The organism is Pseudocitrobacter corydidari (genome assembly GCF_021172065.1).
Taxonomy (GTDB): Bacteria; Pseudomonadota; Gammaproteobacteria; order Enterobacterales; family Enterobacteriaceae; genus Pseudocitrobacter; species Pseudocitrobacter corydidari.
Map to the genome: position 1 here is coordinate 1,064,858 of NZ_CP087880.1, position 23,269 is coordinate 1,088,126.

Genomic DNA, 23,269 nt, shown 5'->3' on the forward strand with positions numbered 1-23,269 from the left:
ACCTGGTCATAGATTGTATTAATCTATGATTTTCGATTACAATCATTACATTCCAGCGAAGGAATGTGAAAATAAAACGGAAAATGAAAGCAATCCGACTAAAATCAATCGACCCACGTTTATTGTTTTGTGACTTCAGGACCCTTGAAATGACTTATCGAGAAGGGCTGTCGCAATGATTGTAACCCTTGACCGTGCCTGGCGTTCAGAGCTGTTATTTCTACCTGCCCGAAATGCTGATGGCAAACTGATTGGTTTGAAAGTCGTTGCACATTTTATTGGTGTAGAGAACTCTGTACGTATCCCGACGAATCTCATCCTGCCGAAACTGACGCCCGATGAAGAGTTAGTGCTATTTCGCGAAAAGCTCGCGTTGCTTAATACCTGCCAACTGTTTTTTATTCAGCAGCAGGTGACGGCGTGGCTTGCAATTACCCCTGCGATTGTTAACGCTATACTCTCGGACGCATTGCTGGCAGCCGAGGTTTCACGTTATCCGTTTGTCGAGCTGGTGGTGAGCGAACGATTCCCTGGGCTCAACCAGCCAGACGACACCCATCCGCTCACACTTCTGGCAAAACGCTTCCCGCTGGCGTTAGCAAACTTTGGCTCCGGTGAAGCCTCTACGCGCGCTGTATTTGCTGGATTGTTTCAGCGCATTGTTATCGATCGTCAGTTTGTTCAGCGCCAGCTCTCTTCTGCATCCTTCGAGCCCTTTATTCGCGCCATTACCACGCAAGTTCAGCCCTATTGCCAGGGCATCATGATTGCGGGGATTAATACGGAATCCGCACGTGAACGTGTATTACCTTTCGGTTTCAGCGGCATGCTGGGCGAGCTATGGCCCGCTGTGCCGGGATCCTCGTTATTGACGCTGGTGCAGGGATAACCTTGCATATTGCCGGGTGTTTAAACGGGCATTAACCCCTACACTACAGACAGGAGGACCTATGACCCTGTCTTTTAATACCCGCTGGCGCGATGAGCTGCCAGGTTTTTACAGCGAGCTCAATCCGACGCCGCTACAGAATGCCCGCCTGATATGGCATAACACCCCGCTTGCCGATGAACTCGGCATCGCGTCATCCCTGTTTGCGCCTGAACGTGGCGCTGGCGTGTGGGGTGGTGAAGCCTTGCTCCCCGGAATGAAACCGCTGGCGCAGGTGTATAGCGGGCATCAGTTTGGTGTCTGGGCGGGGCAACTGGGTGATGGGCGCGGCATCCTGCTGGGTGAACAGCAACTGGCCGACGGCACGTCGGTAGACTGGCACCTGAAAGGCGCCGGCTTAACTCCCTATTCGCGAATGGGCGATGGCCGTGCTGTGTTGCGCTCCACGCTTCGTGAAAGCCTGGCCTCGGAAGCGATGCATCATCTCGGTATTCCTACTACGCGCGCGCTTTCCATTGTAACCAGTGATACGCCCATCCAGCGTGAAACCATTGAACAGGGCGCTATGCTCATGCGTATTGCGCAAAGTCATGTCCGTTTTGGCCACTTTGAACATTTCTACTATCGTCGTGAAATGGACAAAGTCCAGCAGCTGGCCGATTTTGTTATTCGCCACTACTGGCCGCATCTTCAGCAGGAAGCGGATCGCTACGCACTCTGGTTCCGCGACGTGGTTACGCGCACCGGGCAGATGATCGCGCGCTGGCAAACGGTCGGTTTCGCGCATGGCGTAATGAATACCGATAACATGTCGATTCTGGGGCTGACGATTGATTACGGCCCGTTTGGCTTCCTTGATGATTACCAGCCGGGCTTTATTTGTAATCATTCGGATTATCAGGGGCGCTACAGCTTTGAGAATCAGCCGGCGGTGGGGTTATGGAACCTGCAACGTCTGGCGCAGTCGCTCTCTGCTTTTATCGATGTTGATACGCTGAATGATGCGCTTGATGGCTATCAGCTTGCATTGTTTAGCGAATATGGCACGCGTATGCGTCAGAAACTGGGGCTCTTTACGGAAGAGGTGGGCGATAACGATCTGCTTAACGCGTTGTTTGCACTTATGGCGCGAGAGGGGGGTGATTACACGCGTACTTTCCGTATGTTGAGCGAAATGGAACAGTTAAGCGCCGCATCGCCATTACGCGACGAGTTTATCGACCGTGCCGCCTTTGATAGCTGGTTTGCGCAGTACCGGGCGCGTATACAGCCGGAAGGCATCGACGATGCAATACGCCAGCAGGCGATGAAGCAGGTGAATCCGGCGATAATATTACGCAACTGGCTGGCGCAGCGGGCCATTGAAACGGCGGAGAAGGGCGATTATCAAGAACTCCATCGGCTGCACGAAGCTTTGAGAAACCCGTGGGTTGATCGTGACGATGATTATGCTCAACGCCCGCCCGATTGGGGTAAACGGCTGGAAGTGAGTTGTTCGAGCTGAACAACATGCCGGTGGCGCTGCGCTTGTCCGGCATGGACATGCACCGGTTTTGTAGGCCTGATAAGCGAAGCGCCATCAGGCAAAAACATACCCGCTACTTCGTCAATATCAGCTTACCCGCCTGCGTCTGGCGCAGCAGATACTGCTGACCTTCATGTTCTATCACCACACGACCTTCCTCGCCTAACAACGCCTCGCTGTTAACCCGGCGATCGTGATTTTGCGGACGGGGGGTATTGTCCTTAACGGGAACGTGTTGTGCGTTATCATCCATAAGCGTCTTAACAAATTAAAATAGTAATAAAAACAACAATGATAAGTATTATCAATAATGAGTGAGCGGGTGCAACATTTTTTTGTTAAAAAAGGGCGAGGGAGGGGACAAGAAACTCCCCATCGCGGGTGCGACAGGGAGGATAGGACTAAAGACGAGTGGCGACCGCGGCAGCCAATTTTTCCAGCAGCACTTCGGTGTCTTCCCAGCTCAGGCACGGATCGGTGATGGACTGCCCGTAGGTGAGCGGCTGATCGGCAACAATCTTCTGCGCGCCTTCTCGCAGGAAACTTTCGGCCATAATACCGGCGATAGCGGTCGAGCCGTTGCGAATTTGCTGGCAGATATCATCACATACATCCAGCTGACGGCGATGTTGCTTCTGGCAGTTGCCGTGGCTGAAATCGACGACCAGATGTTCTGGCAAATCAAACTGATGCAGCGTATCGCAGGCCGCAGCAATATCGTCGGCATGGTAGTTCGGTTTTTTACCGCCACGCATAATGATATGACCATATGGGTTACCGCTGGTCTGGTAGATGGTCATCTGGCCGTTTTTATCCGGCGACAGGAACATATGGCTGGCACGCGCCGCCCGGATCGCATCGACAGCAATACGCGTATTACCGTCGGTGCCATTCTTAAAGCCTACCGGGCAGGAGAGCGCAGAAGCCATCTCGCGGTGGATTTGGCTCTCGGTGGTACGTGCGCCAATCGCGCCCCAGCTAATCAAGTCGGCGATAAACTGACCGGTCACCATATCCAAAAATTCGGTCGCAGTTGGCACGCCGAGGGTATTCACCTGCAACAGCAGTTTTCGCGCCAGCTCAATGCCGTGATTAACCCGGTAGCTGCCGTTAAGGTCGGGGTCAGAAATCAATCCTTTCCAGCCAACAACGGTACGCGGTTTTTCGAAATAGGTGCGCATCACGATTTCCAGCTGGCCCTGATGCTTTTCGCGCAGGGTTTGCAGACGACGCGCATAATCCATCGCCGCATCAAGATCGTGGATAGAGCAAGGCCCGACAATCACCAGCAAACGACGATCTTCACCATTAAGGATCTTTTCAATCCGCTGACGAGAAGCGGTGACGCTGGCGGAAACATCCGGGGAGACGGGGTAACGCTGAGCAAGTTCAGCAGGCGTAACGAGGCTCTCAATACGAGCAGTACGCAATTCATCGGTCTTATTCATGAGTTTCTCAGAAATTTGTTTCTTCGCCAGACAAAATGCCGGGAAGTGATGCACATCACGATAAACCAATCCCGGCTGATTTCAAGAGCGGGGCGTGATGTGCATTCAATCACGGCGTTATGATAAACAAATTTCACTCATTGTACTAGTGTGTTAGTACATTCTGCGGCTTAATCCCATGATGTCCATGATTTTGGTAGCAATTTCCTCAACGGAGTAATTGGTACTGTTAATCCAGGGGATTTGATTCTTACGATACAGTGCTTCAACTTCCGCCACTTCCATTCGACACTGGCGCATCGAGGCGTAGCGGCTGTTTTCCCGACGCTCTTCGCGAATCGCCGCCAGGCGCTCAGGATTAATCGTCAGCCCAAACAGTTTATGCTGCAACGGTTTGAGCGATGCAGGAAGGATCAGATTATCCATATCATCAGCGATGAACGGATAGTTGGCAGCGCGAATGCCGAACTGCATCGCCAGATAGAGGCTGGTAGGGGTTTTTCCACAGCGAGAAACGCCGAGCAAAATAACCTGCGCCTGATCGAGATTGCGCAGAGAAATACCATCATCATGCGCCAGGGTGTAGTCAATTGCCGCAATACGCGCGTCGTATTTCAAAAGGTTTCCCGGGTTTAGCCCGTGGGTACGATGAGCAACCGGCGTCGGATCGAGCTTAAGTTCTTCCTGAAGTGGGGCAACCAGCGCCTGCACGATATCCTGACAAAATCCTTCACACTGCAAAATGATGTCGCGGATTTCCGGGATGACAATGGAGTAGAAAACCAGCGGACGCACGCCTGTTTGCTGATAAATCGCGTCGATCTGATCTTTCACCGCGCGGGCGCGGCTTTCACTTTCAATAAACGGCAGGGTAATACTGTTGATGACCACAGGGAACTGCGACATCACAGCGTGGCCCAGCACCTCAGCGGTAATCGCCGTACCATCAGAAATATAAAAAACCTGCCTGTCGACTGCATTTTCCATTTTAACAATCCAGAAAAGTGAGGTTAATTGTCTGAAAGCATAAATTAAATTCGCAGAAAACCCCACCGCATTTGTCTGATATCTGAAAGTGGAACGCTATTTTTATTTTTTATGAAAAGTCCGGTTCATTTTTCGGAATATGCAGATTTAGCGCCGATTTATAACGACTTTCCCACAGAATCAGAGGGTTAACACATTACTGGTATCAATCCTAAAAAAGAAAAATTTAATTTGCTTGAACGATTCACCGTTTTTTTAAATTGTTTAAATATGCCAGGATAATTTGAGTAGTCAGTTGTTTCTTAATCACTGCTTTTTTAATCAAAAAAGGATTGTCTCGATGTCCAACAATGGCTCGTCACCGCTGGTGCTTTGGTATAACCAACTCGGCATGAATGATGTAGACAGAGTTGGGGGCAAAAATGCCTCCCTGGGTGAAATGATTACTAACCTGTCCGGTCTGGGTGTCTCGGTCCCCAACGGATTTGCTACCACTGCCGATGCATTTAATCAATTTCTCGACCAAAGCGGCGTGAATCAGCGCATTTATCAACTGTTGGATCAAACCGATATTGATGATGTTACCGCCCTGGCGAAAGCCGGTGCGCAGATCCGCCAGTGGATCATCGACACACCTTTCCAGAGCGAACTGGAAACCGCTATCCGTGACGCGTACAACCAGCTCTCTGCGGATGACGCGGACGCATCCTTTGCTGTGCGCTCCTCGGCGACGGCGGAAGATATGCCGGATGCCTCCTTCGCCGGTCAGCAGGAAACCTTCCTCAACGTGCAGGGCTACGACGCGGTACTGGTTGCGGTCAAACACGTTTTCGCCTCGCTGTTTAACGACCGCGCGATCTCATACCGTGTCCACCAGGGTTACGACCATCGCGGCGTCGCGCTCTCGGCGGGCGTTCAGCGGATGGTGCGCTCCGACCTCGCGTCTTCCGGCGTGATGTTCTCCATTGACACCGAATCCGGTTTTGACCAGGTGGTCTTTATCACCTCGGCCTGGGGCCTGGGTGAAATGGTGGTGCAGGGCGCGGTAAACCCGGACGAATTTTACGTCCACAAACCGACGCTGGCGGCGAATCGCCCATCGATTGTGCGCCGTACCATGGGGTCCAAAAAAATCCGTATGGTCTACGCGCCAACGCAGGAGCACGGCAAGCAGGTTAAAATTGAAGATGTGCCGCAGGCGCAGCGCGATGTCTTCTCATTGACCAATGATGAAGTGCAGGAACTGGCGAAACAGGCTGTTCAGATTGAAAAACACTATGGCCGCCCGATGGATATCGAGTGGGCCAAAGATGGTCATACCGGCAAGTTGTTTATCGTTCAGGCGCGCCCGGAAACCGTGCGTTCTCGCGGCCAGGTGATGGAGCGTTACACGCTGCATTCACAGGGTAAAATCATTGCTGAAGGCCGTGCTATCGGTCATCGCATTGGCGCGGGCCCAGTAAAAGTTATTCACGACATCAGTGAGATGAACCGCATTGAACCCGGCGACGTGCTGGTGACCGACATGACCGACCCGGACTGGGAACCGATCATGAAGAAAGCGGCGGCGATTGTCACCAACCGTGGCGGACGTACTTGTCACGCGGCAATCATCGCGCGTGAGCTGGGGATCCCGGCGGTGGTCGGCTGCGGTGACGCAACCGAACGCATGAAAGATGACGAGAAAGTCACCGTTTCCTGTGCGGAAGGGGATACGGGGTACGTCTACGCAGATCTGCTCGACTTTAGCGTTAAGAGTTCCAGCGTTGACACCATGCCGGACATGCCGCTGAAGATCATGATGAACGTCGGCAACCCGGATCGCGCATTTGACTTCGCCTGCCTGCCGAATGAGGGGGTTGGCCTCGCGCGTCTGGAATTCATCATCAACCGTATGATTGGCGTTCACCCGCGTGCGTTGCTGGAGTTCGATGATCAGGAACCGGCGCTGCAAAACGAAATCCGCGAGATGATGAAAGGCTTCGACTCCCCGAAAGAGTTTTATGTGGGTCGTCTGACGGAAGGGATCGCCACGCTGGGCGCGGCGTTCTACCCGAAACGCGTGATTGTGCGTCTGTCCGATTTTAAATCGAACGAATACGCCAACCTCGTCGGCGGTGAACGTTACGAACCGGATGAAGAGAACCCGATGCTGGGCTTCCGTGGCGCGGGTCGCTACGTTTCCGAAAGCTTCCGCGACTGTTTCGCCCTGGAATGTGACGCGGTCAAACGCGTGCGTAACGATATGGGTCTGACCAACGTTGAAATCATGATTCCGTTCGTGCGTACCGTTGACCAGGCGAAAGCCGTGGTGGACGAACTGGCGCGTCAGGGGCTGAAACGTGGTGAAAACGGCCTGAAAATCATCATGATGTGCGAGATCCCGTCTAACGCCCTGTTAGCCGAACAGTTCCTCGAACATTTCGATGGCTTCTCAATCGGTTCTAACGACATGACGCAGCTGGCGCTGGGCCTTGATCGCGACTCCGGTGTAGTCTCTGAACTGTTCGACGAGCGTAATGACGCGGTTAAAGCGCTGCTGTCGATGGCCATCCGCGCCGCGAAGAAACAGGGCAAATACGTCGGTATCTGCGGGCAGGGGCCGTCTGACCATGAAGACTTCGCTGCATGGCTGATGGAAGAGGGTATCGATAGCCTCTCCCTGAACCCGGACACGGTGGTGCAAACCTGGCTGAGCCTGGCGGAATTAAATAAGTAATCGTTTGAATAAGCCCCCGGCGGTCGCAACGTCGGGGGCTTTCTTATTTCTAACTTATCAGACCCTTCTTAACTTGCGACCGATCACACTCCCACGAAAAAACCAAAAAACGTAAATCTCCTGCGAATTTAGACAATTGTTGTCGTCGCGGTGCTTCTGAATACTGGTTTTACTCAACCTGTTCAGGAGAAGGCTATGACCCCCATTTATAAAGATCCCCAGCATCCTGTGAACGCGCGTGTTGCCGACCTGCTGGCACGCATGACCCCCGAAGAAAAATTTGCCCAGATGCATGCCTACTGGCTGGTGCTGTCTGCAGACGGTCAGCATCGGGAAAGAACCGATATGAGCGATGAATTCTCCGGCGTCAGCGAACAGACATCGCTGGGCGAGCGCTTAATGCTGGGTGTCGGTCAAATCACGCGTCCGCTTGGTACGCATATCGTGGATGCGAAAACGGGCGTGCGGGCGGCTAACCGCCTGCAAAAAATGTTGATGGAAGAGACGCGTCTTGGCATTCCGGCGCTGTTCCATGAAGAGTGCCTGGTAGGCTTGTTGTGCAAAGACGCGACGTTATTTCCCTCCTCGCTGAATTACGCTTCCACATGGGAGCCTGAACTGGTCAGGCGCGCCGCGCAGCAGATTGGTGAAGAAGCGCGAACAACGGGCTGTAAACAGGGGCTGGCGCCGGTGCTGGATGTGTCACGCGATGTGCGCTGGGGGCGTACCGAAGAGACGTTTGGCGAAGACCCGTGGCTGGTGGGCGTGATGGCCTGCGCATACGTTGACGGGCTTCAGGGAGAAAAACGTGACGTGCTGGCGACGCTTAAGCACTATGTCGGCCACTCCTTTAGCGAAGGCGCGCGTAACCATGCGCCGGTGCATCTGGGCTTTCGCGAGCTCAACGATACCTTCCTGTTGCCTTTCGAAATGGCGGTGAAACTGGCGAACGCGGGTTCGGTGATGCCCGCGTATCACGATATTGATAATCAACCGGGGCACAGTGATGCGTTCCTGCTGACCACGTTGCTACGGGAACGCTGGGGGTTTGATGGCATCGTGGTGGCGGACTACGGTGGCGTTAGCCTGTTGCATCAGCATCATGGCGTCAGTGAAGATGCCGCGCACTCGGCAGCACTGGCTTTTAATGCCGGGCTGGACGTTGAGCTGCCAAAAGATGATTGCGCGCGTCATCTGGCGCAAGCGCTGGAACGCGGGCTGCTCGACATGGCGAAAATTGATGAAATTGTCGCGCGGTTGCTCACCGAGAAATTCCGTCTGGGGCTGTTCGAGCATCCGTACACCGACGAAAGCGCCATTTCACTCCAGTCGCCCGCTACGCGTCAGGTGGCAAGAGAGGTCGCCACGCGGTCAATTACGCTACTGGAAAATCGTAACATTCTGCCGCTTGCGGGGAAACCGCGCGTGGCGGTCGTTGGGCCGACGGCGGACGATCCGCTGGCGTTGTTGAGCGGCTACAGTTTCCCGGTGCATCTGATTATCAGCGATATGGTGGATAACACGGCGCAGGTCACTACGCCGCTGGCGGCGCTGCGCAGCTATCTGGGTGAGGATAACGTTCGTTACGCCAAAGGCTGCCACATCATCAAAGAACGCCTGGCCGGTGCGCCGGTGTTCCCGGGGGACAGTTCAGGTAAGCCGATGCAATCTTCTCCCGTTTCTCACGACACTTCGCTGATTAATGAAGCCGTATATGCTGCGCAGGAGAGCGACGTGGTGATTGCCTGCGTGGGCGATCTCGCCGGGCTGTTCCAGAGCGGAACGGTAGGCGAGGGGTCAGACACCGATAGTTTACATCTGCCGGGCGTACAGCAACAGCTGCTGGAAGCGCTGGTGGCGACCGGGAAACCGGTGATTGTGGTGATGACGGGCGGACGCCCCTATAACCTGCAAGGGCTGGAGTCGAAAGTGGCGGCGTTTATGCTGGCATGGGCGCCGGGCCAGGAGGGCGGTTGGGCGATTGCCGATGTGCTGACCGGTCGTGCAGAACCTCAGGGCAGGCTGGTGGTAAGCGTGCCGAAAAGCGCTGGGGCGATGCCGTTTTACTACAACCATAAGCTGAAAAGCGGCGGCACGCCGTTCGCTTTCCATTTTGGCGCGCTGTACCCGTTTGGCTATGGCCTGGGCTGGACGACGTTCGACTATGGCACGCCGACACTGCTGAGCGAAAACGTGGATATTCACGGCGACGTTACGCTTAGCGTGACGGTGAAAAATAGCGGTGAGCGCAGCGGCAGTGAAGTGGTACAGGTGTATGCGCGCGACAACATCGCCTCAATGGTCAGGCCGCTCCAGGAGCTGAAAGCGTTCCAGCGTGTGGCACTGGCGCCAGGCGAGTCGGCCACGCTCACGTTCACGATACCGATTGATATGCTCAATTTCACTAGCTATCAGGGGCAACGCATCGTTGAACCCGGTGAGTTTGAGCTCCAGGTTGGCCGTTCGTCGGCGGATATTCAGGGGCGGGTAACGGTCAATGTCAGCGGCGAGACACGGGTTCTGCCCGAGAACTGGCGCATGATGAGTTGGTGCGATGTGAAGTGATAAAAAAAAGCCCATCGTGGGAGATGGGCAAAGACTACACACAGCAATTCATTGTTTCACTCAGGGGATTTCCATGCTTATAAATCAAGCTGTTGATTTATAACCGTGTCCTAATAGTAGGCATGCGACATTTTCACGTCGATCGGATTCGTCTCAATAGTTAAAATAGTGTGAATGATTTTTAGTTTAGACAGGTACGAATGCCATCATTTGATGGCATCCGTTAACATAACAACGCTTTATTGATAAGAAATGCTTAAGTGGGGCGAGGTGAGGAAATTACTCTTTTTTCTCTCCACTCATATCAAACTGCTGCAACTCTTCCAGAACCTGGTCCGGGTCGGTCGTCGGAGGGGGCACTTCATGCATCCACGCATCAAACAGACGCCAGGAGACCGCCAGCACCACCGGGCCAATAAACAGGCCAATCATGCCGAATGCCACCAGGCCACCGATAACGCCGGACAGAATCAGAATCATCGGCAAATCGGCACCCATGCGAATCAGTACCGGACGGATAAAGTTATCCATGGTGCCTACCACGCAGCTCCACACCAACAGCACGGTGCCCCAGGTGGTATCGCCGGTCCAGTAGAGCCAGATGATTGACGGCACCAGTACGATCAACGGCCCAAGTTGCACCAGGCAAGAAAAAATCATCACGACGGTGAGCAGCGTGGCATACGGTACGCCGGTGATGGCAAGGCCGATACCGCCAAGAATCGCCTGCGTTAACGCAGTGACCACCACGCCCAGCGCGACGGCGCGAATGGCCTGGCCTGCCAGCAACACGGCGGCATCACCGCGTTTTGACGCCAGACGGGTTGCGAAATAGCGAATGCCAAAAGCGACTTTTTCGCCCTGCCAGTAGAGCAGTGCGCTAAACAGTAACATCAATCCGCAGTGCAGCAGGAAGCGGCCAATATGCGCCGCCTGGCCGACAAACCACGTGGTAGTGGTGCCGATATAGGGGCGGACCTTGGCCATAATTGCGCTACCGCCCATATCCAGCAGGCTATGCCAGCCCTGATAAAGCTTCGCGCCGATAAACGGAATACTGTTCAACCACGCGAGGTCAGGCAGCTCCAGCGTGCCGGAGGTGATGTCATGCACCAGCGGCGCGCTGCCGTCGACGACGCTATTGACCAGTAAGGCGATGGGAATAACAAACAGTAAAAAAAGCAACAGTGTCATCACCAGAACCGCCAGGCCCCGACGGCCAAAAAGCATGCGTTGCAAACGGAGCAGTACCGGCCAGGTGGCAATAACGATCGTCGCCGCCCAGGCGAAGCCCAGAATAAACGGCTGAATAATCCATAAACAAGCGATGATCATCAGAGCCAGGAACAGCACCGATAGCAGTACTTGCGGTATATCGCGAGGACGTTGAAGCGTACTCATATCTCAAATTTACCTTCTTCTGTGCGCCAGAACGCTGGCGCGGCGTAAACCCTGTTATTGATAATAATATCAATCCATTTAGGCGGCCGATTTTGCACTTAAATCTACCGGGCGCATAAGAAAAAAATGTGATACAACGTTGAATGCACTACGCAAACGATTAAACATGCGCTTCTCGCCCATGGCGACGCTGCGCGTGTATAACAACACTAACTATTCAGACAGGGTCAAGCGTCATGATCCCACAGATTTCTCAGGCACCGGGCGTCGTTCAACTGGTGCTGAATTATTTGCAAGCACTGGAGCAACAAGGTTTTACTGGCGATACCGCCACGCGTTACGCCGACCGACTGACCATGGCGACCGATAACAGCGTGTATCAGCTGCTACCGGATGCGGTGGTGTTCCCGCGTTCAACGGCGGATGTGGCCCTGCTGGCTCGACTGGCGGCGGAAGAGCGCTTTCAGTCGCTCATCTTCACCCCGCGCGGCGGCGGCACCGGCACCAACGGCCAGGCGCTGAACCAGGGCATCATCATTGATATGTCCCGCTATATGAATCGCATCATTGAAATCAATCCCGAAGAGGGTTGGGTGCGGGTCGAAGCCGGGGTTATCAAAGATCAGCTTAATCAATATCTCAAACCTTACGGCTATTTTTTCGCGCCGGAACTCTCCACAAGCAACCGCGCGACGCTGGGCGGGATGATCAACACCGATGCCTCCGGGCAGGGCTCGCTGGTGTACGGCAAAACCTCTGATCACGTTTTAGGCGTGCGCGCCGTGCTGCTGGGCGGCGATATTCTGGATACCCAACCCGTACCGGTGGCGCTGGCGGAAACGCTGGCGAAAGAGCAGTCCGCATCTGGACGCATTTACCGCACGGTATTTGAAGGGTGCCGCGCGAATCGTCAGCTCATCATCGATAAGTTTCCAAAACTTAACCGCTTCCTGACCGGTTATGATCTGCGACACGTCTTTAACGACGAGATGACCGAATTTGACTTAACCCGCATTCTCACCGGCTCAGAAGGGACGCTGGCGTTTATTACCGAAGCGCGGCTGGATATCACCCCTCTGCCGAAGGTGCGTCGTCTGGTGAATATTAAGTGCGACTCGTTCAACTCGGCGCTGCGCAATGCGCCGTTTATGGTGGAAGCTCGTGCGTTGTCGGTGGAAACGGTTGACTCTAAAGTCCTGAATCTGGCGCGGGAAGACATTGTCTGGCATTCGGTCAGTGAACTGATCACCGATGTGCCGGATAAAGAGATGCTCGGCCTGAATATTGTCGAATTCGCCGGTGACGATGACGCGCTGATTGAAGAGCAGGTCACATCGTTATGCCAACGCCTGGACGCGCTCATCGCGAATCAGGAAGGTGGGGTGATTGGCTGGCAGCGCTGCAATGAGCTTGACGGCATTGAGCGCATCTACGCGATGCGTAAAAAGGCGGTCGGCCTGCTGGGCAACGCGAAAGGCGCGGCGAAGCCGATTCCGTTTGCCGAAGATACCTGCGTGCCGCCGGAACATCTCGCGGATTACATCGTTGAGTTTCGCGCCTTGCTCGACAGCCACGGTCTGAGCTACGGCATGTTTGGCCATGTTGATGCCGGCGTGCTGCACGTGCGCCCGGCGCTGGATATGTGTGACCCGCAACAAGAGATCTTAATGAAGCAGATCTCCGATGATGTGGTGGCGCTCACCGCGAAATACGGCGGCCTGCTGTGGGGCGAGCACGGGAAAGGCTTCCGGGCAGAATACAGCCCGGCCTTCTTCGGCGATGCGCTGTACGGCGAGCTGCGGAAGGTCAAAGCAGCGTTTGACCCGCTTAACCGCTTAAACCCTGGAAAAATCTGCCCGCCGGAAGGCGTGGATGCGCCGATGATGAAAGTGGATGCGGTGAAACGCGGCACCTTTGACCGGCAAATCCCGATTGCCGTGCGCTCCTCCTGGCGCGGGGCAATGGAGTGTAATGGTAACGGGTTGTGTTTTAACTTCGATGCCAAAAGCCCGATGTGCCCGTCAATGAAGATAACCAACGATCGTATTCATTCGCCGAAAGGGCGCGCCACGCTGGTACGTGAATGGCTGCGTTTGTTGGCCGATCGTGGGGTCGATCCGTTATTGCTTGAGAAAGAACTGCCGGGCAAACGCGCCAGCCTGCGCTCATTGATTGAGCGTACCCGCAACAGCTGGCACGCGCGTAAGGGAGAATACGATTTCTCCCATGAAGTGAAGGAGGCGATGTCGGGCTGTCTGGCCTGTAAAGCCTGTTCCACTCAATGCCCAATCAAAATTGATGTGCCGGATTTCCGCGCACGTTTCTTACAGCTTTATCACACGCGCTATCTGCGTCCGGTACGCGATCATCTGGTGGCGACGGTTGAAAGCTATGCGCCGCTGATGGCGCGCGCGCCGAAAACCTTTAACTTCTTTATGAATCAACCGCTGGTACGCAAGCTGTCGGAAAAACACATTGGCATGATTGACTTGCCGATGCTCTCCGCGCCGTCGTTGCAAAAGCAGATGATTTCGCACCGCTCCGCCAATATGACGCTGGAACAGCTGGAGGCGCTAACACCAGAACAAAAAGCGATGACCGTGCTGGTGGTGCAGGATCCTTTCACCAGCTACTACGATGCACAGGTGGTGGCCGACTTTATTCGTCTTATCGATAAGCTGGGCCTTCAGCCGGTACTGCTGCCGTTCTCGCCCAATGGCAAAGCACAGCATATTAAAGGCTTCGTCACCCGCTTTACCAAAACCGCACGTAAAACGGCGGAGTACCTGAACCGCGTGGCGGAATTGGGCATTCCTATGGTGGGCGTCGATCCGGCGCTGGTACTGTGTTATCGCGACGAATACAAGCAAGTGTTGGGCGATAAACGCGGTGACTTCAACGTCATGCTGGTCCATGAATGGCTGCCTCAGGCGCTGGACGGTATCGATAGCCATGAATTCGGCGGCGAGCCCTGGTATTTGTTTGGGCACTGTACCGAGGTTACCGCGCTGCCTTCTGCGCCAAAACAGTGGGCCACTATTTTTGCCCGGTTTGGCGCGAAGCTGGAAAACGTCAACGTCGGCTGCTGCGGGATGGCGGGAACCTATGGCCACGAAAAGAAAAACCACCAAAACTCGCTGGGGATTTATGCGCTATCATGGCAGCAGGCCATGCAACGCCTGCCGCGTAATCGCTGTCTGGCTACCGGATACTCATGTCGTAGTCAGGTGAAGCGCGTGGAAGGTAATGGCGTGCGCCATCCGTTACAGGCACTTCTGGAGATTATTGGATGATTTGGAGACGACAGACGACCCACGATGCCCTGAATGCGATGAACGAAGGGACGATGATGGCGCTGCTGGATATTCGCTATGTGGCCCTTACCGATGATTCTCTGGAGGCGACCATGCCTGTTGATCATCGCACGCATCAGCCATTCGGTTTGTTGCATGGTGGGGCGTCGGTCGTTCTGGCTGAGACGTTGGGTTCAATGGCGGGCTATCTTTGTACCGAGGGCGATCAAAAAGTAGTCGGTCTGGAAATTAATGCCAACCATATTCGCGCGGTACGCAGCGGGCGCGTACGCGGTGTCTGTAAAGCTATTCATACCGGGCGTCGCAGCCAGGTGTGGCAAATCGAAATATTCGATGAAGAAGGGCGCTTATGTTGTACATCGCGTCTGACTACGGCGGTAATTTAAACGAAATAAAGGCTCAATGATGGGCCTTTTTTTATACGATTAAGACAACTGAATGGCACAAATAATAATCGTGCTCAACGATAGGAAATACTCGTAAGGTAAACATTGTTGGCTTTATTAATAATCTGCGTTTTGATTTCGCTGATGGTCGATTCTTGGTGCGTATTTGTCACACCTTCAGTCGCAACGGCATAACGCTTTCTTTGCCCATTATGGCGGCATAGCAGGTGTGACTGGTTAAAGCCGGTTTCAATCACGCAGGGAACATCTACCACCGCGCCTCGGATAGTTAATGTTCCTGATAATTCAGCATGTAAACTAAACGCCGTTAAAAACAGAAAGGGAATAAAAATTAAACGCTGAAATTTAATTTTTTTGAATATAGCGTAAAACATAATCGCGATACTCCTTGGGTACGTTATTTATAAATAATCGTGTTTTATTTTTAAGTCCTGGCATCAATCTATTTCATCGTTGTGATATCCACTTTGATATAAATCACATTCACTGTTAAACAATTACTTTAAATGCATCTTTTAGAGAATTTTGATGATAATCAAACATGCAAAACATCTGCTATTTGTAGAAATTGATCTGAATCCGGGAGGTTAATAAATAAACATTAAACACACAATAAATGCATGGGTATCACCCCTGCGTAAGGGGATGGCTGCTGCCAGTCAGAGAAGGTCAGCAAAAGCTATCAAATAAATAGGCATTAGCGATGCATGTTTTATCCATCAACCACTTCCAGTAATCACCTCTTCTTAATCTATTATTTTTCAAAGTGTTGTAAAAAATCATCTATCCCGGTTGCCCGCAGAATGAGGGTCTATGCTTATAAAAAGGCGCTGTAAAACAGGTTCGAACGTAATACCCCTGTTGCAGATGGGTTGAAGTGATAATCATTATCACTAACATAGTGTTATGCCTTCGATGGCTTAACCGATGAGGTAGACCAATGGAAGTAGATTCTGGAACGTTTGATCCGAATGATTTTGCCTGGCGTGGCCTGACGTTAACGCCTGCGGCAGCAACACAAATTCGCAATCTGGTTAGCAAACAACCGGGTATGCAGGGCGTGCGTCTCGGCGTGAAGCAGACCGGCTGTGCCGGGTTTGGCTATGTGCTGGATACGGTAACCGAGCCCCATGCCGATGATCTGTTATTTGAGTCTGACGGCGCAAAACTGTGGGTGCCTCTTTCGGCGATGCCGTTTATCGACGGCACCGAAGTGGATTATGTGCGCGAAGGATTAAATCAGATATTTAAATTTCATAACCCGAAAGCGCAGAACGAATGCGGCTGCGGCGAAAGTTTTGGGGTATAGGCGGTACGATTATGACGCGCAATACTGAAGCAACTGACGATGTCAAAACCTGGACCGGCGGCCCGCTGAATTACAAAGAGGGCTTCTTCACCCAGTTAAAGACCGACGAACTGGCAAAAGGGATCAACGAAGAGGTGGTCCGTGCCATTTCGGCAAAACGCAATGAGCCCGAATGGATGCTCGAGTTTCGCCTGAATGCCTTCCACGCCTGGGAGCAGATGCAAGAGCCGCACTGGTTGAAAGCGAACTACGCTTCGCTCAATTACCAGGATTACAGCTACTACTCTGCGCCGTCCTGCGGCAACTGTGATGAAACCTGTGCCTCTGAGCCGGGCGCGGTGCAACAGACGGGCGCCAATACCTTCCTCACCGATGAAGTCGAAGCGGCGTTTAATCAGCTGGGCGTACCGGTGCGCGAAGGCAAAGAAGTGGCCGTCGATGCGATTTTCGACTCGGTTTCTGTGGCCACCACTTATCGGGAAAAACTCTCTGAGCAGGGCATTATTTTCTGTTCGTTCGGCGAAGCGATCCACGATCATCCCGAACTGGTGAAACAGTATCTGGGCACCGTGGTGCCGTCTAACGATAACTTTTTTGCCGCGCTGAATGCGGCAGTGGCGTCAGATGGCACCTTCATCTACATCCCGAAAGGTGTGCGCTGCCCGATGGAACTGTCGACCTATTTTCGCATTAACGCCGAAAAAACCGGCCAGTTTGAACGCACGATCCTGATTGCCGATGAAGGCAGCTATGTGAGTTACATCGAAGGGTGTTCCGCCCCGGTGCGTGAAAGTTATCAACTGCACGCGGCGGTGGTGGAAGTGATCATCCACAAAGATGCGGAAGTGAAATACTCCACGGTACAAAACTGGTTCCCTGGCGATAACAACACCGGTGGTATTCTCAATTTTGTCACCAAGCGCGCCCTGTGCGAAGGCGAAAACAGCAAAATGTCGTGGACCCAGTCGGAAACGGGTTCCGCCATCACCTGGAAATACCCGAGCTGCATACTGCGCGGTGATAACTCGATTGGCGAGTTCTTCTCCGTGGCGCTGACCAGCGGGCATCAGCAGGCCGATACCGGCACCAAAATGATCCACATCGGCAAAAACACCAAATCGACGATCATCTCGAAAGGGATCTCCGCCGGACATAGCCAAAACAGCTATCGCGGGCTGGTGAAAATCATGCCAACCGCGACCAACGCGCGTAACTACACCCAGTGTGACTCGATGCTGATTGGCCCGGACTGCGGTGCGCACACCTTCCCGTATGTCGAATGCCGCAACAACAGCGCACAGCTGGAACACGAAGCCACCACCTCGCGCATCGGTGAAGATCAGCTGTTCTACTGCCTGCAACGCGGGATCAGCGAAGACGATGCGATCTCGATGATCGTTAACGGGTTCTGTAAGGACGTTTTCTCCGAGCTGCCGCTGGAGTTTGCCGTGGAAGCGCAAAAACTGCTGGCGATAAGCCTCGAACACAGCGTCGGATAAGGATTAAGGGATCTCTATGTTAAGTATTAAAGATTTACAGGTTGCCGTTGAAGAGAAAGAAATCCTGCGCGGCTTGAGCCTTGATGTAAAACCAGGGGAAGTGCACGCCATTATGGGGCCGAACGGCTCCGGGAAAAGTACGCTTTCCGCCACGCTCGCCGGGCGCGAAGACTATGAAGTGATCGGCGGCGCGGTCACCTTTAAGGGCAAAGACCTGCTGGAGCTCTCTCCTGAAGATCGGGCGGGGGAAGGCATCTTTATGGCCTTCCAGTATCCGGTGGAAATTCCGGGCGTCAGCAACCAGTTTTTCCTGCAAACGGCGCTGAATGCGGTGCGTAAATACCGAGGTCTGGATGCGCTGGATCGTTTTGATTTTCAGGACCTGATGGAAGAGAAAATCAACCTGCTGAAAATGCCGCAGGATTTGCTCACCCGCTCGGTAAACGTCGGCTTCTCGGGCGGTGAGAAAAAGCGCAATGACATTTTGCAGATGGCGGTGCTTGAGCCAGAGCTGTGCATTCTGGATGAAACGGATTCCGGGCTGGATATCGACGCGCTGAAGATAGTGGCAGACGGCGTGAACTCCCTGCGTGACGGTAAACGGTCGTTCATTATCGTCACCCACTACCAGCGCATTCTCGACTACATCAAGCCGGATGTGGTGCATGTGCTTTATCAGGGGCGGATTGTGAAATCTGGCGACTTCACCCTGGTGAAACAACTGGAGGAGCAGGGCTATGGCTGGCTTACCGAACAGCAGTAACGCGCTGCAACAGTGGCATCATCTGTTTGAAGCGCAGGGCGAACAGCGTTCTCCACAGGCGCGTGAACATCTGCAACAGGTGCTGCGTCTCGGGTTGCCGACGCGTAAAGATGAAGACTGGAAATACACCGCGCTGGATCGTTTGCTCAGTAGCCAGTTCGTCGCGCCACGGCTGACCACGCTTGAAGATATTGCGCCCGATTCGCTGGCCTTAACGGTGGATGCGTGGCGTCTGGTGTTTGTCGACGGTCATTTTGCGCCGGGGGTGAGCGATGGGCTGGATGAGAGCGGGTTCGAGGTTGTCGTTAATAATGTGCATGAAGACCTGCCTGCCGCGGTGAATAGCGAGATTTTCCTGCACCTCACCGAAAGTCTGGCGGCGACGGTGACGCATATTCGCGTTGCACGCAATCAACGTCCGGCGAAACCGTTGCTGCTGATGCATATCACGCGGGGGCTGGCGGGCGAGGAGATGAACACCGCCCATTATCGCCACCACATTGCGCTGGAAACCGGGGCGGAGGCCACGGTGATAGAACATTACGTCAGCCTGAACGATCAACGCCACTTTACCGGGGCGCGATTCACCATGGACGTGGCGGACAACGCGCATCTGCATCATCTGAAGCTGGGTTTTGAAAATCCGCAGAGCTTCCACTTCGCCCATAACGACATTCGGCTGGGTCAGGATGCCAGCGCCCACAGCAGCAGTTTTCTGCTCGGTGCGGCGGTCACGCGCCACCACACCAGCAGCCAGTTAAACGGTGAAAACACCACCTTACGTATGAACAGCCTGGCGATGCCGGTGAATACGGAAGTGTGTGATACCCGAACGTGGCTTGAGCACAACAAAGGCTATTGCAACAGCCGTCAGCTGCACAAAACCATCGTCAGCGATAAAGGCCGCGCGGTATTTAATGGCCTGATTAACGTGGCGAAACACGCCATCAAAACCGACGGGCAGATGACCAATAACAATCTGCTGCTGGGGCGGCTGGCCGAGGCGGATACCAAACCGCAGCTGGAAATATATGCCGATGACGTCAAATGTAGCCACGGGGCGACGGTGGGGCGCATTGATGATGAACAGCTCTTTTATCTACGTTCGCGCGGGATAAGCGATCGCGACGCGCGCAAAATTATTATCTACGCCTTCGCCGCCGAGTTGACGGAAGCCATCGCCAACGATGCGCTAAAACAGCAAGTCCTGACGCGAATCGGTCAGCGCTTGCCAGGAGGAGCACAATGACATTTTCCGTACAACAGGTGCGCGCCGATTTCCCGGTGTTAAGCCGGGAAGTGAACGGTCAACCGCTGGCGTATCTCGACTCCGCTGCCAGCGCGCAAAAACCGGAGCAGGTGATCCGCGCAGAGGCGGAGTTCTATCGTCACGGTTACGCGGCGGTGCATCGCGGCATTCATACGTTGAGCGCTGAAGCGACGCAGCGGATGGAAGAGGTGCGCCAGAAAGCGGCAAACTTCCTTAACGCCCGTTCCGCTGAAGAGCTGGTTTTTGTGCGCGGTACCACCGAAGGGATAAACCTGGTGGCCAACAGTTGGGGCAGTGACAACGTGCGTGCAGGCGACAACATTGTGATTACCGCGATGGAGCACCACGCCAATATCGTACCGTGGCAAATGCTTTGCGCCCGTACCGGCGCGGAACTGCGCGTGATCCCGCTCAATGTCGATGGCACATTGCAGATGGATATTGCGCCGACGCTGTTTGATGAGCGTACCCGGCTGCTGGCAGTGACCCAGGTGTCGAACGTGCTCGGAACAGAAAACCCGGTGGCGGCGCTTATCGCGCTGGCGCATCAATATGGCGCGAAAGCACTGATCGATGGCGCACAGGCGGTGATGCATCACCCGGTAGATGTGCAGGCGCTGGACTGCGATTTCTACGCTTTTTCGGGCCATAAACTCTACGGGCCGACGGGGATCGGCGTGCTGTATGTGAAAGAAGCGATACTGCAGGCGATGCCGCCGTGGGAAGGCGGCGGTTCAATGATTGCGACCGTCAGCCTGACGGAAGGCACCACCTGGGCGAAGGCCCCCTGGCGCTTCGAAGCTGGCACGCCGAATACGGGCGGCATAATTGGGCTCGGCGCGGCGTTCGATTACCTCAATGCGCTGGGCCTTGAAACGGTTGGCGAGTATGAACAAACGCTGATGCATTACGCTCTGGCCGCGCTGGCAGACGTGCCCGATCTCCATCTTTATGGCCCGGCGAACAGACTGGGTGTCATTGCTTTTAACCTCGGCACGCATCACGCCTATGACGTCGGCAGTTTCCTTGATAACTACGGCATTGCCGTGCGTACCGGGCATCACTGTGCGATGCCGCTGATGGCGTTCTATCAGGTTCCTGCAATGTGCCGGGCGTCGCTGGCGATGTATAACACCTTTGAAGAGGTCGACCGTCTGGTGACGGGGCTGCGACGCATTCATCACTTATTGGGATAACAGGGAGGAACGATGGCTGCTTTACCGGATAAAGAGAAGCTGGTGCGTAATTTTGGCCGGTGCGCAAACTGGGAGGAGAAGTATCTTTACATTATCGAGCTGGGTCAGCGTCTCGCGCCGTTAAGCTCAGAGGCGCATAACCCGGAAAACATCATTCAGGGATGCCAAAGTCAGGTATGGATCGTAGTATCCCGCAATGCAGACGGCGTAGTCGAACTACAGGGTGACAGTGATGCGGCCATCGTGAAGGGATTGATTGCCGTGGTGTTTATTCTCTACGACCAAATGACACCAGACGATATTCTCTCTTTTGACGTTCGCCCGTGGTTCAGCCAGATGGCGCTGACCCAACACCTTACGCCCTCGCGCTCGCAGGGGCTGGAAGCCATGATTCGCGCGATCCGCGCGCAAGTCGCTAACTTCAGCTAATATAATATAGACAGCTTTCATACAGTTACGCGAGGCAGGAACCGCCTCGCTGGCCGTTCTGCTTTCTGGCGGTTTGTCAGTGAATGTGAATAAGGAATCCCATATGAAGCGCGCGTCTCTTATAACTCTTAGCATCTTAGCGGCTCTTAGTGCTGTACATAGCGCCTGGGCTGTTGATTATCCGCTGCCTCCGGCCAACAGTCGTCTGATTGGTCAGAACCAAACTTACACGGTTCAGGAGAGCGATCGTAACTTACAGGCCATTGCACGACGTTTCGATACGGCGGCGATGCTGCTTATTGAAGCCAATAACACCATGGCGCCAGTACCGAGACCGGGCACGGTCGTGACCATCCCATCGCAGATGCTGCTGCCGGATGCCCCGCGTGAAGGTATCATCGTCAACCTGGCCGAGCTGCGGCTCTACTACTTCCCACCGGGAGAAAATCAGGTACAGGTTTATCCGATTGGTATCGGCTTGCAGGGGCTCGAAACGCCGGAGATGACGACCCGCGTCGGGCAGAAGATCCCTAATCCAACCTGGACGCCTCCGGCAGGCATTCGCGCACGTTCTGCGGCGAAGGGGATTCATCTACCTGCCGTCGTACCCGCCGGGCCCAATAACCCGCTGGGGCGCTATGCGCTGCGTCTGGCTTACGGCAACGGTGAATACCTGATTCACGGCACCAGCGCGCCGGACAGCGTAGGGCTGCGTGTGAGTTCGGGCTGTATTCGCATGAACGCGCCGGATATCAAAGCGTTGTTCAGCCAGGTTCGAAGCGGTACGCCGGTGCGCGTCATCAATGAGCCGGTGAAATATTCGGTTGAGCCGAATGGCATGCGTTACGTTGAAGTGCATCGTCCGCTGTCGCAGAACCCGGAACAGGACACGCAGAATCTGAGCTTCACGCTCTCGTCTGACTTCACGCAGTTTGCACAACATGCTGATGTGCGCAAGGAGCAGCTCCAGAAGGCGTTGACACGTCGGGCGGGGTATCCGGTCGCTGTGAGTGGAGAAAATGGCGCAGCGCGTGCGACAGAGCCGTCATTATCGATGCAGAGTGGTCAGCGTGGTGATGCGGTGTCGGAAGGCGAGGTTTCAGGGACGGTAACGCAATAGCGGTTGCTAAATCACAGGCAAAAAAAATGGCGCACAATGTGCGCCATTTTATTACCAGAACTCTTACTTACGGTAAGAGTGAGCCTGGTTGTCCAGACGCTGGTTAGCGCGAGCTGCGTCATCTTTAGCAGCCTGAACGTCGGAACGGATTGCGTTCACGTCGTTGCTCAGCTGGTCAACTTTAGCGTTCAGAGTCTGAACGTCAGAAGACAGCTGATCGATTTTAGCATTGCTGGAGCAACCTGCCAGCAGAGTAGAACCCAGGATTACCGCGCCCAGTACCAGTTTAGTACGATTCATTATAAATACCCTCTAGATTGAGTTAATCTCCATGTAGCGTTACAAGTATTACACAAACTTTTTTATCTTGAGAATATTTTTTTATCCGAAAACCCTTATTTTTGATCGTTCGCTCAAAGAAGCATCGA

General features: G+C 54.0%; 19 protein-coding genes and 1 other RNA gene. 13 read left to right on the forward strand and 7 right to left on the reverse strand.

Annotated elements, in window-relative coordinates:
• Positions 1-175 precede the first annotated feature (175 nt).
• Positions 176-889, forward strand: a complete 714-nt coding sequence (locus G163CM_RS04935) for an EAL domain-containing protein (RefSeq protein WP_231827092.1) — start codon at positions 176-178, stop codon at positions 887-889.
• A gap of 61 nt (positions 890-950) precedes the next feature.
• Positions 951-2,393: a protein adenylyltransferase SelO gene (gene selO / locus G163CM_RS04940; protein WP_231827093.1), complete on the forward strand. Its 1,443-nt coding sequence runs from the start codon at positions 951-953 to the stop codon at positions 2,391-2,393.
• A 94-nt stretch (positions 2,394-2,487) separates the two neighbouring features.
• On the opposite strand, the gene hemP is transcribed toward selO, so the two are convergent.
• The 3 genes from hemP to ppsR all read right to left on the reverse strand — a co-directional run bounded on the left by hemP (position 2,488) and on the right by ppsR (position 4,849).
• On the reverse strand, positions 2,488-2,667 hold the full coding sequence (hemP, locus tag G163CM_RS04945; RefSeq protein WP_231827094.1) for a hemin uptake protein HemP: 180 nt from the start codon (positions 2,665-2,667) through the stop codon (positions 2,488-2,490).
• Between the two features lie 148 nt (positions 2,668-2,815).
• The gene (aroH, locus tag G163CM_RS04950) at positions 2,816-3,862 is read right to left on the reverse strand and encodes a 3-deoxy-7-phosphoheptulonate synthase AroH (RefSeq protein WP_231827095.1); all 1,047 of its coding nucleotides are present in this window, start codon (positions 3,860-3,862) and stop codon (positions 2,816-2,818) included.
• Positions 3,863-4,015: 153 nt separating this feature from the next.
• Positions 4,016-4,849, reverse strand: coding sequence for a posphoenolpyruvate synthetase regulatory kinase/phosphorylase PpsR (gene ppsR / locus G163CM_RS04955; protein ID WP_015964190.1), 834 nt, complete (start codon positions 4,847-4,849; stop codon positions 4,016-4,018).
• A gap of 340 nt (positions 4,850-5,189) precedes the next feature.
• Here ppsR and ppsA point away from each other — a divergent pair, with 340 nt between their 5' ends.
• Together ppsA and G163CM_RS04965 are read left to right on the forward strand one after the other, a co-directional pair.
• Positions 5,190-7,568 (forward strand): phosphoenolpyruvate synthase, encoded by a 2,379-nt coding sequence (gene ppsA / locus G163CM_RS04960; protein ID WP_231827096.1) that lies wholly within the window; start codon positions 5,190-5,192, stop codon positions 7,566-7,568.
• A 195-nt stretch (positions 7,569-7,763) separates the two neighbouring features.
• Positions 7,764-10,133 (forward strand): glycoside hydrolase family 3 N-terminal domain-containing protein, encoded by a 2,370-nt coding sequence (locus G163CM_RS04965; RefSeq protein ID WP_231827097.1) that lies wholly within the window; start codon positions 7,764-7,766, stop codon positions 10,131-10,133.
• Here the strand turns inward: G163CM_RS04965 and rprA are convergent.
• An RNA gene (gene rprA, locus G163CM_RS04970) (antisense sRNA RprA) lies at positions 10,133-10,240 on the reverse strand. The two genes, G163CM_RS04965 and rprA, sit on opposite strands and share 1 nt — an antisense overlap.
• A 172-nt stretch (positions 10,241-10,412) precedes the next feature.
• Positions 10,413-11,534, reverse strand: coding sequence for an AI-2E family transporter YdiK (ydiK, locus tag G163CM_RS04975; protein ID WP_231827098.1), 1,122 nt, complete (start codon positions 11,532-11,534; stop codon positions 10,413-10,415).
• A gap of 236 nt (positions 11,535-11,770) precedes the next feature.
• Between ydiK and ydiJ the strand changes: the two genes are divergently transcribed.
• Entirely contained in the window at positions 11,771-14,827 is a 3,057-nt protein-coding gene (gene ydiJ / locus G163CM_RS04980; protein WP_231827099.1) for a D-2-hydroxyglutarate dehydrogenase YdiJ, read from the forward strand.
• Positions 14,824-15,234 carry a 1,4-dihydroxy-2-naphthoyl-CoA hydrolase gene (menI, locus tag G163CM_RS04985; protein WP_231827100.1) on the forward strand — a complete coding sequence of 137 codons (411 nt, stop codon included), beginning with the start codon at positions 14,824-14,826 and terminating at the stop codon, positions 15,232-15,234. The genes ydiJ and menI overlap by 4 nt, the downstream gene beginning before the upstream one ends.
• Positions 15,235-15,308: 74 nt before the next feature.
• Here menI and G163CM_RS04990 read toward each other — a convergent pair whose 3' ends face one another.
• Positions 15,309-15,629 carry a hypothetical protein gene (locus tag G163CM_RS04990; protein ID WP_231827101.1) on the reverse strand — a complete coding sequence of 107 codons (321 nt, stop codon included), beginning with the start codon at positions 15,627-15,629 and terminating at the stop codon, positions 15,309-15,311.
• 566 nt (positions 15,630-16,195) lie between these two features.
• Between G163CM_RS04990 and sufA the strand changes: the two genes are divergently transcribed.
• The 7 genes from sufA (at position 16,196) to ldtE (ending at position 22,841) form a co-directional block, all read left to right on the forward strand.
• Positions 16,196-16,564, forward strand: a complete 369-nt coding sequence (gene sufA, locus G163CM_RS04995; RefSeq protein ID WP_015964198.1) for a Fe-S cluster assembly scaffold SufA — start codon at positions 16,196-16,198, stop codon at positions 16,562-16,564.
• A gap of 11 nt (positions 16,565-16,575) precedes the next feature.
• Positions 16,576-18,063 carry a Fe-S cluster assembly protein SufB gene (gene sufB / locus G163CM_RS05000; protein ID WP_231827102.1) on the forward strand — a complete coding sequence of 496 codons (1,488 nt, stop codon included), beginning with the start codon at positions 16,576-16,578 and terminating at the stop codon, positions 18,061-18,063.
• A gap of 16 nt (positions 18,064-18,079) precedes the next feature.
• Complete coding sequence (sufC, locus tag G163CM_RS05005; RefSeq protein WP_231827103.1) at positions 18,080-18,826, forward strand: Fe-S cluster assembly ATPase SufC; 747 nt, start codon at positions 18,080-18,082, stop codon at positions 18,824-18,826.
• Positions 18,801-20,075, forward strand: a complete 1,275-nt coding sequence (gene sufD / locus G163CM_RS05010) for a Fe-S cluster assembly protein SufD (protein ID WP_231827104.1) — start codon at positions 18,801-18,803, stop codon at positions 20,073-20,075. The genes sufC and sufD overlap by 26 nt, the downstream gene beginning before the upstream one ends.
• The gene (gene sufS, locus G163CM_RS05015) at positions 20,072-21,292 is read left to right on the forward strand and encodes a cysteine desulfurase SufS (RefSeq protein ID WP_231827105.1); all 1,221 of its coding nucleotides are present in this window, start codon (positions 20,072-20,074) and stop codon (positions 21,290-21,292) included. The genes sufD and sufS overlap by 4 nt, the downstream gene beginning before the upstream one ends.
• Positions 21,293-21,304: 12 nt before the next feature.
• Positions 21,305-21,721, forward strand: a complete 417-nt coding sequence (gene sufE / locus G163CM_RS05020) for a cysteine desulfuration protein SufE (RefSeq protein ID WP_231827106.1) — start codon at positions 21,305-21,307, stop codon at positions 21,719-21,721.
• Between the two features lie 103 nt (positions 21,722-21,824).
• Positions 21,825-22,841, forward strand: coding sequence for a L,D-transpeptidase LdtE (gene ldtE / locus G163CM_RS05025; RefSeq protein ID WP_231827107.1), 1,017 nt, complete (start codon positions 21,825-21,827; stop codon positions 22,839-22,841).
• Positions 22,842-22,904: 63 nt separating this feature from the next.
• On the opposite strand, the gene G163CM_RS05030 is transcribed toward ldtE, so the two are convergent.
• Positions 22,905-23,141 (reverse strand): major outer membrane lipoprotein, encoded by a 237-nt coding sequence (locus G163CM_RS05030; protein WP_007374746.1) that lies wholly within the window; start codon positions 23,139-23,141, stop codon positions 22,905-22,907.
• Positions 23,142-23,269 lie beyond the last annotated feature (128 nt).